Source organism: Candidatus Centipeda massiliensis (genome assembly GCF_900290285.1).
In the GTDB taxonomy this organism is placed as follows: Bacteria; Bacillota; Negativicutes; order Selenomonadales; family Selenomonadaceae; genus Centipeda; species Centipeda massiliensis.
On the sequence record NZ_LT985756.1, the window covers coordinates 401,569 to 417,529 of the forward strand.

At 50.4% G+C, this 15,961-nt stretch carries 11 protein-coding genes; 3 read left to right on the plus strand and 8 right to left on the minus strand.

Translation table 11 applies throughout. The features are described 5' to 3' along the window. Positions 1-14: 14 nt before the first annotated feature. From C8273_RS10495 to C8273_RS10505, 3 genes are all read left to right on the plus strand, one after another. Positions 15-1,217, plus strand: coding sequence for an ATP-binding protein (locus tag C8273_RS10495; protein ID WP_106627642.1), 1,203 nt, complete (start codon positions 15-17; stop codon positions 1,215-1,217). 110 nt (positions 1,218-1,327) lie between these two features. Beyond that, positions 1,328-2,287: an AAA family ATPase gene (locus C8273_RS10500; RefSeq protein WP_106627643.1), complete on the plus strand. Its 960-nt coding sequence runs from the start codon at positions 1,328-1,330 to the stop codon at positions 2,285-2,287. Positions 2,288-2,317: 30 nt separating this feature from the next. Beyond that, complete coding sequence (locus tag C8273_RS10505) at positions 2,318-2,800, plus strand: hypothetical protein (protein WP_199821083.1); 483 nt, start codon at positions 2,318-2,320, stop codon at positions 2,798-2,800. A gap of 57 nt (positions 2,801-2,857) precedes the next feature. On the opposite strand, the gene C8273_RS10510 is transcribed toward C8273_RS10505, so the two are convergent. The 8 genes from C8273_RS10510 to C8273_RS10545 all read right to left on the minus strand — a co-directional run bounded on the left by C8273_RS10510 (position 2,858) and on the right by C8273_RS10545 (position 15,804). Beyond that, the gene (locus C8273_RS10510; protein WP_106627644.1) at positions 2,858-6,673 is read right to left on the minus strand and encodes a hypothetical protein; all 3,816 of its coding nucleotides are present in this window, start codon (positions 6,671-6,673) and stop codon (positions 2,858-2,860) included. A 61-nt stretch (positions 6,674-6,734) separates the two neighbouring features. Then, positions 6,735-7,400, minus strand: coding sequence for a hypothetical protein (locus C8273_RS10515; RefSeq protein ID WP_106627645.1), 666 nt, complete (start codon positions 7,398-7,400; stop codon positions 6,735-6,737). Beyond that, the gene (locus tag C8273_RS10520; protein WP_106627646.1) at positions 7,387-7,575 is read right to left on the minus strand and encodes a hypothetical protein; all 189 of its coding nucleotides are present in this window, start codon (positions 7,573-7,575) and stop codon (positions 7,387-7,389) included. The genes C8273_RS10515 and C8273_RS10520 overlap by 14 nt, the downstream gene beginning before the upstream one ends. Positions 7,576-7,578: 3 nt before the next feature. Continuing rightward, complete coding sequence (locus tag C8273_RS10525; RefSeq protein ID WP_106627647.1) at positions 7,579-7,959, minus strand: HIRAN domain-containing protein; 381 nt, start codon at positions 7,957-7,959, stop codon at positions 7,579-7,581. A 20-nt stretch (positions 7,960-7,979) separates the two neighbouring features. Further along, the gene (locus C8273_RS10530) at positions 7,980-11,036 is read right to left on the minus strand and encodes a type I restriction endonuclease subunit R (RefSeq protein ID WP_106627648.1); all 3,057 of its coding nucleotides are present in this window, start codon (positions 11,034-11,036) and stop codon (positions 7,980-7,982) included. 182 nt (positions 11,037-11,218) lie between these two features. Next, positions 11,219-12,706: an ATP-binding protein gene (locus C8273_RS10535; protein WP_106627649.1), complete on the minus strand. Its 1,488-nt coding sequence runs from the start codon at positions 12,704-12,706 to the stop codon at positions 11,219-11,221. Positions 12,707-12,889: 183 nt separating this feature from the next. After that, positions 12,890-14,230 carry a restriction endonuclease subunit S gene (locus C8273_RS10540; protein ID WP_159060769.1) on the minus strand — a complete coding sequence of 447 codons (1,341 nt, stop codon included), beginning with the start codon at positions 14,228-14,230 and terminating at the stop codon, positions 12,890-12,892. Continuing rightward, positions 14,227-15,804 (minus strand): type I restriction-modification system subunit M, encoded by a 1,578-nt coding sequence (locus tag C8273_RS10545; RefSeq protein WP_106627650.1) that lies wholly within the window; start codon positions 15,802-15,804, stop codon positions 14,227-14,229. Before C8273_RS10545 ends, C8273_RS10540 begins: the two co-directional genes overlap by 4 nt. Positions 15,805-15,961: the final 157 nt, after the last annotated feature.

The window sequence follows — 15,961 nt, forward strand, 5'->3', positions numbered from 1 at the left end:
AAGAAGGTGATCTGATGATTCCACGCAAACACTACATTGATCGAATCCGCCCCTTCATCGATAAGGACATCGTCAAAGTCCTCACGGGCTTTCGCCGCTCGGGAAAATCCGTCATGCTCGAACTGATTCAGCAGGAACTGCGTGCGCAGGGCGTACAGGCAGCGCAGATCATCGCGTTCAACTTCGAGTCCTTCAGTAACGCAGCATATCTGACCGCCGCCGCGCTCTACGAGGAGCTGACGCGCCGCATCGCGGAGACGGCAGGAAAGGTCTACCTCTTTTTCGACGAGATTCAGGAAGTCGCGGAATGGGAGCGCTGCATCAACTCCTGCCGCGTCGATTTTGACTGCGACATCTACATCACCGGCTCGAATGCCAAACTGCTCTCAGGCGAGCTTGCCACCTATCTCGGCGGGCGCTGCGTCGAGTTCGTTATCTATCCGTTTTCCTTTGCCGAGTACATCGAGAGCAGGCCGGCGCAGGACACAGCATCTGCATTTCGCGCCTACATCGAGAGCGGCGGTATGCCCTTCCTCGCAAATTTTGCCAACACGCAGGAATCCGCGCGGCAATATCTGCGCGACATCTACAGCTCCGTCGTACTGAAGGACATCGTGAAGCGCAGCAGCATACGCGACGTCGACCTCCTCGAGCGCATCATTACCTACGTCATGGCAAACGTCGGTCACACATTCAGCGCGCGCAGCATCGCAAACTATTTCAAAAGCGAGCAGCGAAAGGTCGCCCCCGAGACTATTCTGAACTATATCCGCGCCGCCTGCGATGCCTATCTTTTTTACAAAATCAGCCGCGAGGACATCGTCGGGAAAAAACTCCTCTCCGTCAACGAGAAATACTACATCGTCGATCACGGACTCAGAGAGGCAGTCTACGGTAGCAATACGAGAGACATGGATCAACTGCTTGAGAACATCGTCTGCATGGAGCTCCTGCGGCGCGGTTGGCACGTCACCGTCGGCAAATCCGGTGAGCGCGAGATCGACTTCATCGCCACCAAAAGTGACAGGCGCATCTACATCCAAGTCACCTATCTGCTCGCCACAGAGGAAACCATCGCGCGCGAGTTCGGCGCGCTGGGGAGCGTACGCGACAACTATCCGAAATACGTCCTCTCCATGGACGAATTCAACCGCAGCCGCAGCGGCATCCTCCACCGCAATATCCGCGATTTTCTGCTCGATGAGGAGTGGGGGTAAATGCCTGCAGCAGAGGCAATCGTTTATTTTTCAAACAAACGATTGCCTTAATAAGAAAAAGATAGTATGATATACAATAAATTATAACAGTTTAATGGGTGGTGATTTTCGTGGCAACTGCCGATCAGGTAAAAAGCCTTGTAAAAGCATATATCGATCGTAATGACGATAGATTCAAAACGATTGTATTACAAATTGCTGCTCATGAGGCAAAATTGGGACACGATAGCGTTGCACGCGACTTAAAGTCACAAATAGAGAAGCTCGGCAAGAGAGTCGCAAGCGTGGTTCAGCTCATACCGCAGAATCCCATGCTGTTATTATCGCTGCCCAAGCACGATATATCCGAGCTGATCGTTTCCGATGAGATCACCGAAAAACTCCAACGCATCCTGAACGAGTACCGCAACCGTCACAAACTTCACTCCTACGGATTAACAAACCGACGCAAAATTCTAATCGAAGGACAGCCCGGTACAGGCAAGACCTTTACAGCAGCAGTCATCGCCTCGGAGCTGTCCCTCCCGCTCTATACCGTGCAAATGGACAAGCTTGTCACAAAATTTATGGGGGAAACCAGTGTAAAACTGCGCCAGATCTTCGACAGTATCAATTCGCTCACCGGCGTATATTTTTTTGATGAATTTGACGCCATCGGAGCAGATAGAAGCCTCGATAATGAAGTCGGTGAAATGCGGCGAATTCTCAATTCTTTCCTCCAATTCATTGATCAGGACGTTTCCGAAAGTATCATCATTGCTGCAACGAACAATCAAAGACTGTTAGATCAGGCACTGTTCCGACGCTTTGACGACGTACTCCATTATACCCTGCCAACAGAAGACGAAATCCGTCGCCTCCTGGAATACAAACTCATCAGTTACGACAAACATTTCAAAATAACAAAGCCACTCTTAAAAGCCGCTGACGGTCTCAACCATGCGGAGATTGTCAAAATCTGCGACGATGCCATAAAAACCTCCATCCTAACGGATCAGCCCTTGAGCGCAAAACAGATTGCATATCTATTGCAGGAAAGGAGAACTGTCTATTCCTATAAGGAGGCGTGAGACCATGCACTAGGGTCAGCCCCTGTTACATTGAAGCTGACACTGTCCTACTTTATCGAGCCGGGGCCGGGTGAAATCGGCTGGAAGGACAAATATCGCTATCCATCCTGCGGGCTTCGTTTTAACGTGATCAATTCCAACGAAACAGAAGAAGATTTCAAAAAGCGAATTAGCACAAAAATGCGCGGCGAAGATAAAAAAGACAAAGGCGATGGATCAAGCGGCAGTGACCGCTGGTACTTAGGCTCAAACAATCGCGATGTCGGTTCTATTCACTCCGACTTTTGCGAGCTGAGCGCCGCAGAGTTATCTGACTGCAATCTCATCGCAGTATATCCTGTGGTGGGATGGTGGAGAGAACGCGCCTACTTAAAACGTTACGATAAGAGCATCCGATATGCCCTCGTCGTTTCTCTATCAACACCAAGAACCGATGTAGATTTATATACGCCCATTATCACGCAGATTACTCCTGCCATCGAGATTCCAATTCCGACACGTCCACCCGCATAACACAAGAGCTGTATATCCAGTCTTCCTCGGATATACAGCTCTTGTGTTTTTATTCGCTCAAGAATATTCCTCCAAAGGATCTCTATTCTCATCCCGCTCGGCATCCTCATCATATTGATCAGCCAACGCACGCATTGTCGCCGCAAAACGGACAAAGCCTGCCATTTCAACAGCCTTGGCTTTTTCTCTGTATCCGCGCGCCAGTTCCCTCTCTTGAACCCCATGAGAAAAACTGTGAACACCACGCTGATTCATACGCGCAATCATAAAGTTACGCCTCATTATCTCTGAGCCTCGCTCATTCAAAACGTCAGCAACAGATTTGTGAATCCAAAGTCCACAGGGATCTGCCGGCGCATAGGTCAGTATCTTCCCAATCTCCACTTGTGCAATTTCATAATGTCCGCTTTCTTCTGTGAGCCGGCGCGCCCCCGTAATCCAATTACGAAAGACTTCTTCGTTGAACGAACCGTCCTTTTGGAGCCCCGGACAGGTACGCCAACGATCCAAGAGCGTATATGCGTGTTCAGCAAGTGATTGTTTCTGCTCATCCAGTTTCTCGACGGAATCAGCAGCATCATTCTTCGAGCGAAATGCATATTTTATCATCTCTGCAAAGAATGCCGGATCAGCGGCAAGACGTTTCTCAAGAGCAACTGGAACATCTCCTGAAAGGCAGTCAAACCAAGAAAGAAAATTCCATTCAATCTGATACAGAGCCTCTATATCGACAGAGGTTGATGATTGAAGCCGCTTAATTAGCTCAATCGTATCATAACGCCCCAATTGCTTGATCTCTTGAGGATGCTCTAACACCGCTATCAACGCACGTGTCACAATGTCCGGATCAAAGCCCTCCTCATCATCGAGCGCATAGGTAAAGCAGGTCACGGCTGCACCTGCACGACCATATGCAATGAGTTTCTCTATGACAAATACGTCCTCCCATTTCCATACCCCCGTTCGCACATCTACATACTTCCAATACAGCTCTTCATGCGATTTGCCCAAATACGATGATACACGTTCCCAAATTTCCCCTTGAAATGGTAAAAGCAGGAGAAACTCTGCACGAAGTGGCGTCTCCCAATTTCGCTGAAGCAACTCATCGACCCATTGAATCCCCCGTTGCCAAAATCGCGCCCAGACAAATCCTGCAACAACACGTTTCACCACTTCATCATCAGCAGTCAACTGACTTGGCAATATCTCAGCTTCAACACGATCAGACGCGATCACCCCCAGCGTTTGACCGACTTTATACGGCATCGCTGTCTTTCGTGCAAAGTCTAAACATCGAGCAAAATCCCCATCGCCCATAATCTCAGCAAGGGCTAAGCGACGCTTTTCATCAAGACGCGCCCTCCATTCCTCACGCGGTTCTTTTCCATCAAACAGATCGGGATCACTCTCTGAAAAAAGATAACGGTATCGCAGCATCAGATCAGCAGGGATGATATTCTTTGCAATCTGCTCAATCTTTATAATTGTTTCCTTAGGGAGAGCCCACTGTGCATCCGAAAACTTTCGATGGCGGCGTACAAGACCATCCAGTTTCTCCCAGATAACGACTCGTTCCGACTCAGGCATTCGGAGAATATTATCCGACATCAGATGATTCAAAACAACCTCTTGCGTCTCCTGAGGCAAGTCAGAAAGACGATCCATCAGTTCCATAAGTCTTTCCACATCCGAATGCGCCATCTCTGCGGCGAGTTCTGCCAACATATGGATTTGTGCCCAGTACTCACTGACAAGCACACCATCTTCCCAATCCGCTGGAATAAAGTTACGCCATACAGGACGATAACATCCACTGGTAGCTCCAAAACTATTAGGCAATAACAAAAGCAGTAATTTCCACCCAACACGAGGTTGTTCTTTCAAAATTGCTTTGAGTACCGCTTTTCTCTGCTCAAAGGATGCAGTCGTCTGTATATGCCATGGCAGAAAAATATCTGCGAGTGACTGTGCGGGTCTATTGCTATACCTTCCCCCCGGATCAATCGAGGCAAGCTCCGCCAAAATGACTGCGCTTCTTGCAAGATACTCAGGACTCCACGCAAGGCATTCCAAGCCCCAAAGCAACCCGCTGATATAGTTCCTACCAAATAGCCCGTCACCCTCTTGGGCGAATACCTTACGAAACGCTGTATCGCTCAAATCAGAAAGAGACTCTTCCACAGCCTCCATGAATGCGTTTGGTGCCGCCTCGGCAAGCAGCGGTATAAGAGAATCCAATCCTGCCCACCGCTCCCAATCAGCACCATGGAGCAGATTGTGAACCACACTTGCCGCGACGGTTTCTGCTTTTTCACGAGAGCACTGACTCAGCGCCTGGGGGCGACTTCCCAATAGGGCAAGTGTTTCCGCTATTCCCTTTCTAAGACGTGTGGAATGTGTAAGTTCCTTTCCAAGAACATTGGCAGCATATCGCTCTTCTTTCGGCAGATCAAATTTCGGATCTCGTTCACTAAGAACCAAAAGTGCCTTTTCCTGAAAACGATCCAAATCTTCATCTGCCAGTCTGTTTCCTAGTGCATTCCATGCCTCACCACGTGGAACAATCCTCCATTTCCCATCAATCTGAACAAGGGGAGTATCTGGCTGAAGTGTAATATCGTACCGCTTAACCGTCCACTCCCCGAAGTCGTTTCCCAATATCTGCTTCAAAACTTCTAAATCAGCAGCATTTTGCTCACTCCACTGCCCAAGGAGAGCTGTTCTCGCCAGAACATGTGCGTTTTCCCAAGTCGCATATATAGGAACATCCCCTAAGCCGAGAAGATGCCGTCTCAATGCGGACAGTCTGCCACCACCAATCCCGGCAAACTCCCGCGCACGTACAGCAGAAAAGTTTGCCGCCCGAAGGACTTCTTCGATTTTATCCCTCGACGGGCTTTGAATTTTTATGATCTCAGAACCACCTTTGAGGTGTGCTCCACACAAAGGTATAACTACCCCGTGCCCCTTGCGTGTAGCCACCGTTTGTAGATCCATCCGTGTTGACTCTTCTAACTCTAGTCTTGGATCGGCAACCAATATGTGAGGACTACGCGATACAGACACATATCTCCATGCATCTGCATCACTAATAAAAAGACATCGATAAATATCCCCGTCTCCTTCTCTTAGTGAGGCTAAGTATCCGGCAACAAAATCATTGATATCATTCGGACTTTCAGCCATAAGAAACACTCGGTTTACCTCCCCCAAGAAAAGTTTCTTGAGTGCATTACAGGCATTTTCTCTTGCTGCAATAAAAAGTTCAGGAGGAAGTGGCGGGTGTTTTTTTTTTCTTAAACCAAAAATCAACCGCCAGTGTTCCAGAGGTGTTGTGATTCCTCCAAGCCTCAAGACAATCTGCATTTCAAGAGCCAACCACTGTGCAATTGCGGGACATTCTCTCAGCCAATCTGCAAGTTTAATGCCGTCAATGATACGAATATCCTTCCAGCCTTTGTCCTTGCGCCTGTTAATCCAGCTTCTTTGTTTTGCCTCTTCCCACCCATCTGTCCCTGATGAACGCGGTGTAACAAAAACAAATGTCGTATTTTGACGCTTATCGTCATCAATTTGCTTTGTTCGTTTTCGAAAGTCTTGTGTCGCTTTATCCCGCGGATTCCTACCCGTTCCAATTTCCCAATAGGAACGACCTATAGGAACAAATTGGAAAAACCCCTGTGCACACTCCACAGATCCATCTAATCCCGGTTGATTAACACTACCACCATAAGGGATACGACAGTCATCCCCATGTGATAGAGATTGTCTAACCAAAAGGTACACGAGTTCAGGTACTATCTGTGAGCTTTGGGGATTATCTGCATAACGCGATAAATCCTCGGCTGTTACGATTTTCGTATGCTTCATGCTAAAACCTCCTTGTGAAACTACGTTCAAAGCGATTCTAAATCGCATCACATATTCTCTCTCAATGCAGCACTCCCGTCTGCCCCTGCATCATCATCGCAAGCTGCATCTCGAGCTCCCTGCACTCCGCCATATAGTGCGCGATCTGGTGTTTCAGCTCAGTCTTTCGCTCATCAACCGCCTGCGGGTTTTCGAGCAGGGCGCGGTGTTTGAAGGGGTGCTCCTGCTCCAGACGTTCGAGGGCAGAGAGACATTTGCGGATGCGTTCCTCTGTTTTTGCAAGTGCGGCGCGCAGCTCCTCGAGTACGGAGGCAGTGACGTTCTGCCCGTCTCCTGCGGCGGCGGTATCGGCGTCAGCGTATTTTGACTCTACAATAGAGGCAAGGATCTCGAGCCGCGCAAGATCGCCGAGGGCGTAGGCGTCCATTGCACGCTGCCACAGCTTCTTCATCTCCGCCGTCCGCTCCGGGTGGAGGTCGGGATGCAGCTTCTTTGCGAGCTGCCGATAGAGATGCTTGAAGCGTTTCGTGTCCTCGTCACTCATCTCCTTCGCCCCGAGGATCTGCGCGGCACGCGCCCGCTCCTCCTCCATCTGACGCAGCTTTTCCTCATATTCCTTGAACTCCTGGGCAATCTGCTCGTCGATTGCCTCTGCATCCGGCTCTGCCCCGTGATTCATATACGCACGCGCGAGCGCGATTCTGCGGCACAGCTCAGAACTCAGCATAGCATTGCTGCTCGAGCACGCCGAACGCCTCCGTATATTTCGCCTCCCAATAGGGCTTTTGCTGCAAAATCTGATCGTCATAGGTGCATAGGAGCGTACTCAGACGCTCGAGTGCCGCCCGTTGCGCCTCCTTCAGGTGCGCATACTCCTCGTGAATCCGAATGTTGCTCTCCATCGTCTACTCCCGCAAGTACAGGTCAAGTTCCATCACGAGATCATCCGCATCGACCTCCGTGATCTTCACATAGAGCCGCTTTCCCGCATCCATGAGCCGCGCAGGGATGTGGTTCATGCGGCGTGGCATATAGCCGAGCTTTTTTTGTGCCGCATCAACAACCTTAATTGCATAGGTATCGTGTTCGTTCTCCGGCTCGCGCAGGAGATTCAGCATATCTCCCGCCCGCATATCTTTAACGAGATCGCCCCACCCCTCCACATAGTATGCCCCCGCAATGGGGAAATGCGTGAGATAGATCTCCTGTGCGAACGGCGCGGGCGGCAGTGTGTCACTGCCCCAGGCCCCGACCAGTGCGCTCGGCATTCCCTTCGTCAGCTGCATGCATTTTCACTCCTACGCACCTATTCCCCCACAAGCCCCATAAACTTCTCAAAGAACGCCTTCAGCTTCTCAATGACACTGCGCTTCTTCGCGGCACGCCCGCCGCCAAAACGGCGCACGGGAGGGAGGATGGCGTCGATGGCGGTACCTGTGGTCTTGAGCCGACCGTCGCGGAAGGTGCTCGCAACGAACCGCTCCGTCTCGTCGGGTTTCAGGTTCTCCGCCGCGACTATGGAGGCGAGTGCCTTTTCCTTCTCCTCCGTGACGTAGGTACGCCAGTCCTCCATCACCCGAGTATCCGTATTGACGGTCGCAATGAACCCGTCGATCAGCTCCTTCTTGCTGCGCAGCTCGGGACTTGCGCCAATCGCGCGGTCGATTGCGCCGATGATGCTCTTGTCCGCACCGTTCGCAGCATGATACTTCTCCACGAGCATAAGGATGTAGTCGATGTTAATATCTACCTGCCGAATCAGTTCCAGCTCGAACACGACATCGTCGTTGATATTCTCCTTCTCCGCATTCCCCTGCCCCGTCAATATATGGTGTATATCGAGATAGGCACTCTGGTAGTCCTGCAGATCACGCGGGGGCAGCAGCGGATCGTCCTTCGCAAAATCGTCAAACGCCGTAAGGATATTCCGCAGACGCAGAATGCTGCCGAAGATCCGCACAAAATCCTTCTGTGCCGTCTCGCCCACGATCGGCTCTCCGACGATGAACTTCGCACGCAGCTCTGCAATCAGCTCCGCATAGCCCTTGTGATGCTGCCCCTTCTCATCGTCATACCCGTCATAGTAGTCGCGGAAGCCGCGCAGGAGCACGACACTCTCGGCATTTTCATCGCCAAAGAGTGAGATCGCATCATCCGTCGCCTTTGCCAGATTGCGGAATGCGACAATGTTGCCAAACGTCTTGACTGAATTCAGAATCCGATTCGTGCGCGAAAATGCCTGAATCAGCCCGTGGTATTTCAGATTCTTGTCCACCCAGAGCGTATTCAGTGTCGTCGCGTCAAAGCCCGTGAGGAACATATTCACCACGATGAGGAGATCGATCTCACGCTTCTTCATCCGCTGCGAGAGATCCTTATAGTAGTTCTGGAACGAATCGCCGTCCGTCGAGAAATTCGTGTGAAACTGCGCGTTGTAGTCCGCAATCGCATCATCAAGAAAGTCGCGGCTCGTGCGGTCAAGCCCCGCCGTATCAAAGTCCTCATCGGGCAGAGCATCCTCGGGATCGTCCTCATTCGCCGCATAGCTGAAGATGGTCGCGATCGTGAGATTCCGTCCCGCCTCCCTCAGCTGACGGCGAAACTCCTCGTAGTACGCCATGCAGACAGGAATCGACGCGACAGCAAACATGGAGTTAAAGCCGAGCACGCGCTGTCCCTTGAGGGAATACGCCTTGCTCCGCATCGTCTTTTGGTCAAAATGATCCAGGATGTATTTCGTCACCGCGCGAATGCGCTCGGGTACGGCGAGTGCCTTTTCCCGATCAATCGCACGCACCTCTTTATCATCCACGTCATCTTTGCTTTTCATCGTATTGATGTAGTCAATACGAAACGGGAGCACATTGCCGTCATTGATCGCATTCACAATCGTATAGGTGTGCAGCTTGTCCCCGAAGAGCTGTGGCGTTGTCCGCGCAGACGGCTTGCCCACCCCTGCCGCATTCGGTGCAAAGATCGGTGTCCCCGTGAATCCAAAGACGTGATACTTCTTGAACGCCTTTGTGATCGCCGTGTGCATCTCACCGAACTGCGAGCGATGGCACTCATCGAAAATCAACACAACATGCTTGCCATAGATCGGGTGCGTCCTGTTCTGACGGATGAAATTCGACAGCTTCTGTATCGTCGTCACCACAATACGCGCTCCATCGTCCGCAAGCTGCCGCGCAAGCACCGCCGTCGAAGTGTTCCCGTTCGCCGCCCCCTTCTCGAAGCGGTCATACTCCTTCATCGTCTGGTAGTCGAGATCCTTGCGATCGACCACGAACAGCACCTTGTCAATCTCGGGCATTGCGGAGGCGAGCTGCGCCGTCTTGAACGAGGTCAGCGTCTTGCCCGAACCCGTCGTGTGCCAGATGTAGCCGCCGCCCTCAATGCGCCCCCACGTCTTGTAATTGGACGAAATCTTGATACGGCTGAGAATCCGCTCCGTCGCCGCAATCTGATACGGACGCATGAGCATGAGCACTTCTTCCGTCGTAAAAATACAGTAACGCGTGAGAAGCGCGAGCAGCGTGTGCCGTGCGAGAAACGTCCGCCCGAAGTCCATGAGGTCGGTAATCAGCCGATTGCCCGCATCCGCCCAGTAGGACGTGAACTCAAAACTGTTGCTCGTCTTTTTGCTTGCCTTGCGTCCCGCCGCATCCATCTCGCGGATGTGGCTCGCACGCGTCGTATTGGAATAGTACTTCGTATTCGTCCCATTTGAGATCACAAAGATCTGCACATACTCGTACAGCCCCGCACCCGCCCAGAAGCTGTCCCGCTGATAGCGGCGAATCTGGTTGAACGCCTGACGGATCTCCACACCGCGCCGCTTTAGCTCCAGATGCACGAGCGGCAGTCCGTTCACGAGAATCGTCACGTCATAGCGATTCGCGTGTGCCGCCGCATACTCCCCCGCATCCCTTCCGCCCTCCACCGCATACTGGTTGATCACCTGCAGCCGGTTGTTATGGATATGCTCCTTGTCAATCAGACGTATATTCTTCGTCGTGCCATCGTCACGTTTCAGATTCTGAATATAGTCCGTCTGGATGCGGCGCGTCTTCTCCACGATGCCGTCGCTCGCGGGCGCAATTGACGTCTTGAAAAAGCGCTCCCACTCCGCATCCGTGAAATCATAGTCGTTGAGTGCCGAGAGCTGCGTACGCAGATTGGCGATCATCTCCACCTCATCGCGAATGGGGAGATACGCATAGCCCTCCTCCTTGAGAAGACTGATGAGTGCCCGCTCCAGTGCCTCCTCCGACTGATACGAGCCATACGGCGCACGCTCCTCCCGCACATACTGTGCGAGTACCGTACTCTCCTCCGCACTCGCGATGAGATTATAGTACATGATGACCCTCGTTTCTTGCTATGTGGTAGATAGGCGAACCTTACAAAACCGCCCGCGAACCTTACAATCACAAAAATCACTGAAAAAACCAGTATTTACAAGCATTGGCGGCTGTTCGATCTGCGTCTAAAACAGCGTTTTTCCATCAAACCTTACAAAATGGACTTTTTACCTCACATTTTTCATTTTACCTTACAATTACCTTTCGGAAGAATTGCCTCATAGGTACGATTGGGATCATATTTCCCTCCATTTGCTTTCACCAACTCCATATCGATCAGGGTGTTGAGTCTTTTCAGAATCGTACCTGATGAACGTTTCGTATATGCAGAAAGCTCCGAACGCCTTGCGGGGCCATGATTGATAATATAGGTGAGTAATTGCTGTTGTATATGATCCAATCCGTCCCATGCAGGTGCTCCAACATGATCGATGGTGTGCAACTCCTGCCGCCGTTGCCGCATCAAGATATTATTTGTGAGAACCAGGCGAACATTCTCCTTCGACTCCGTATAGACAGGCTCATCGAGAAAAAAGTCGACCATCTCTTGATAGATTCGATTGACTCCTTCATTGAGTTCCCTCACCCATCCAAACTCAGTCAACACACGAGAGATACGCGGATTACGGGAGTAGCGTGTCTCCTTGATGTTCTCGATCGTAACAATATTGGGCAATCTGCCGGGACTCTCAATCTCCAATCGATCATCATACATCGTAACCTTAATGAAACTGCCGCTCATTGCATATTCCCGATGTGTAACTGCATTCACAATTCCTTCCAGCCATGCAAATTCGGGGTACTCCGGAACACTTTGAAACTTGCCGCTGGACACATCAAACATCATAAACTCACGAAGCTGGGTTGCAATAAAACTCTTTGTCTCTTCAATAATACGCAGCAAAGGAAGCTCAATGCTTTTATCACGCGTAATGTTGATCTTTGTCCCAACACCTGCATACGTCCCGTCATAGCGCAGAAAACGAACGCGACAGTTCGGATAGAACTGTGCAATATTCTTTGCGAAAAGAAGTACCGCCGCATTCGACAAATACTCTTTTTCCTGAGCACGTTTAACAAATCCACGCGCCCGCAGAACCTGCAAAGATGACTGCTCTGCCGCGCCAATGACGGTTTTATACTGATCCAAAAGTTCGGCATCCAAATCCTCAATGCGGGCATCCCAATTCGGCTCATCCTCAAACGAGCGCGTACTTTTTGCATACTCCAGATTTTTGAGGTCATCACCATGCAGTTCCTTCGTTCGGTCGGCAATCCTGAGCCATACCCGCTCCTGTATATTGCGAACAATCTGCCCCGTACTCTCCTGGATGTGGAGGAGAAGAAGGCGATCTGCTGCTCCATTTACATTCACAACATCGAGAAACTCTTTTTGATAACGTGGCATAGGACGGCAGAAATCCTTTGGGGCACTGATAAAGTCATTGATTCTATCCTGTCCGACAAAATTGATGCCCTCCAGTGTGCGTGTCGTATTACTGACACCAATCACGATCGTTCCGCCATCTGCATTTGCAAAGGCAGAAATGAGTGGTGCAAGATCGGATGGCTTGATCTGCGCTGATTTACAATCAAAATATTTATTCTCCTTCTCATGCAGAATATAGTCCAATGTCAGCATCCGATTGATCGCAGAGCTTACAGACATAACAGACCTCCATTCTGTAATAAAGTGTAACCTTACAAGTTCTTGAATAAGCCTTTCAACGGCTTACCACTCGCAAATATCCAGTAATACCAAGCCTTTGGAGAACGAGTAAAAATATACGGCACTGTTTTTCTGCATGAACCTTGCAAATTTATCTTTGAACTTCACAAGTTACAAAAGGGGTCATGCCCCCTTGCGTCGAAACGTCAAGAGTTTGTCGCGGTAGTATTCATACTGCTTCTTACGTGCGACGATCTCGGCAGGAAGCCCCTGCGTGAGGTCATTACAGAGCGCATCGAAACGGTCGAGGATGGAAACAATCTTTGCCTGTGTTTCGAGTGAGGGGATAGGAAGATAGAGGTCTTTAACAATATCTAAATTCAAGTTTTGTACGGCACCACCAAAAGAAGCCCTCTTTTTCATTTCATCTTGAACCGGACCTGAACTCAACAGATAGTATAAAAAATCAGACTGATAGGTCTTGTCGTATTCTGTAATAGCTAACCAGCCATCGTGTATATAACCTTCAATTTTCATGAGATATGGGCGTCCAAAGCTCATAGAGTTCGATAAAATCAAATCACCGAGACCAACCTTACGTGATTTTTGAGCTCCTTCGGGGGTAATTTTCTCGGCTGTTTTAAATATATACTTTGCGCTGATCCCTGCATCTCCTATCTTCACCCAAGCAACCGCATCACTGCTTTTGGAAATAAATTTCTGAATAGGTCTCGGAGACGCACCTCGCACAATTTTTGCGACTTCTCCCAGCGTTCTCCACTCAACAGCAACAGATTGTTTCGGCAGCCCAATTTTACCTATTCTTAGAGCTGTCTGTCTGTCTGTCTGTCTGTCTGTCTGTCTGTCTGTCTGAACGATTGTATCATCCACACGGACAAAGTTCAAAAGACTGTCACGATAAAAATTATATTGTTTTTTTCGCAATACGAGCTCCGCGCTTAGCTTCTCTGTTAGCTCCGCTGTTAGCTCCGTATAATTATCCAACAATTTCACGATTTCATTTTGGATGGAGAGCGGCGGGACGGGAATAATTGCTTGTCCTATACCATTTGCCGAAATTGATGATATTTTTCCTGTCGTAATATATTTCTTGAGTTGTCGATGATAATCTTCTGTTCGTAAAATATACGAAATAAACACAGGGTTTAATTCATGATGGAAGATATAGCAAGCGTCATGAACCGCCACAGCCCTTTTTCCCAGCCAAGCTACGCCAATACCGATATCTTCGATAGTTTCCCCCGCTCCGACAATGACAATGTCATTCGGCTGCGCATATCTCATTTTCAGAGCAATTTCTGGGCGTATATGTGTTTTCACCTCACTAGCAGAAATTCCATAATGTGTATAAAGTTCCCCGTAATGGATCGCAGGCACACCAACCTCTATAAAATCATTTTTTACAAAGCGTTTCCCTCTGATAAGAGTGCCAATCTCCCCCAATTTTTTATACTCCACCCCATCGGGACACAGTTCCTTTATCATCTCACTCAGCCGACTCATAGCGCGATGCCCTCCTCTCCCTCGATCTCAGCGATGATCTTCTCAATCTCGTCGCGCAGGACTGCCTCACGTGCGACGATCTCCCGTATCTCCGCATCCAGTTTCCCAATGTCGATGATCTCGCGTGTGTCCTCGGGCTCGACATAGGTGCTGACGGAGAGGTTGTAGTCCTCGGCGGCAATCTCCGTTCCCTTTGCCACGCGTACCGTATGTGCTACATCTACGCGATCCGTATAGAGTTTTAGGATATGCTCGATATTCTCCTGCGTGAGTTTGTTGTTGTTTGTGACCTTAACACATTCCTTCGATGCGTCGATAAAGACGGTCGTCGTGTCCGGCTTTGACTTTTTGAGCACCATAATGCAGGTCGCGATGCTTGTACCGAAAAAGAGGTTTGCAGGGAGCTGTATGACGGCATCGACATAGTTGCTGTCCACGAGGTACTGACGGATTTTCTTCTCCGCACCGCCGCGATACATGATGCCGGGGAAGCAGACAATCGCCGCCGTCCCGCTTGCCGCAAGCCATGCGAGCGCGTGCATGATAAAGGCAAGGTCTGCCTTCGAGGGCGGCGCGAGTACGCCCGCAGGGGCAAAGCGCGGGTCGTTAATGAGCAGAGGGTTGTCCTTGCCCGCCCATCGAATCGAGTACGGCGGATTCGAGACAATCGCCTCGAACGGCTCATCGTCCCAGTGCTGCGGGTCGGTCAGCGTGTCCCCACGCGCAATGTCGAAGTCGTCAAAATTGATGTCGTGCAGGAACATATTGATGCGGCAGAGGTTGTAGGTGGTGATATTGACCTCCTGCCCGTAGAAGCCGTTCCGCACGTTGTCTTTCCCAAGGATTTTTGCAAATTTGAGCAGGAGCGATCCGCTGCCGCAGGCGGGATCGTACACTTTGTTTACCTGCGTTTTCCCAATGACGGTGAGGCGGGTGAGGAGTTCGGAGACCTCCTGCGGGGTGTAGTATTCACCGCCGCTCTTGCCCGCGTTCGATGCGTACATGCCCATGAGGAACTCGTACGCATCGCCGAATGCGTCGATGGTGTTGTCCTGATAGTGTCCGAGGCTCATGTCTCCGATGCCATTGAGCAGCTTGACGAGCTTTGCATTGCGCTCGGCAACGGTCGCGCCAAGCTTGTTGCTGTTCACGTCGAGATCCTCAAAGAGTCCCGCCAGATCGCCCTCGCTCGCCGTGCCCGCCGCCGAGCGTTCGATGTTATGAAAGACGCGCTCCAAGGTCTCATTGAGGTTTTCGTTCGTGGGCGCATTTCGCCGCACATTGGCAAAAAGCTCGCTCGGAGGGATGAAGTAGCCCTGCTCCGTGACAAGACTTTCGCGTTCCGTCTCCGCCTCCGCATCGGGCAGCGCGGCATAGTCAAAATCCGCATCGCCCGCCTCACGCGCCTCGGCGTTGAGGTAGTTCGTCAGCTTCTCCGAGATATAGCGATAGAAGAGCGTACCGAGGACGTACTGTTTGAAGTCCCACCCGTCCACACTCCCGCGCAGGTCGTTCGCAATCTGCCAGATAGCGCGATGCAGTTCCGCCCGCTCCATTTCCTTCTTGTTGTCCATGATCTCGCCTCCAGATTTTATTATCTCATTTTAACACGAATTTGTAATATATTCACGATATCCAAGAAAAGACAGAACTCGATTTTATCAATTTAAGGAATCCTTCCTTTACTTTTTCCCTAATCGCCTTTACTTTTCATCGTTTTATGTCATAATA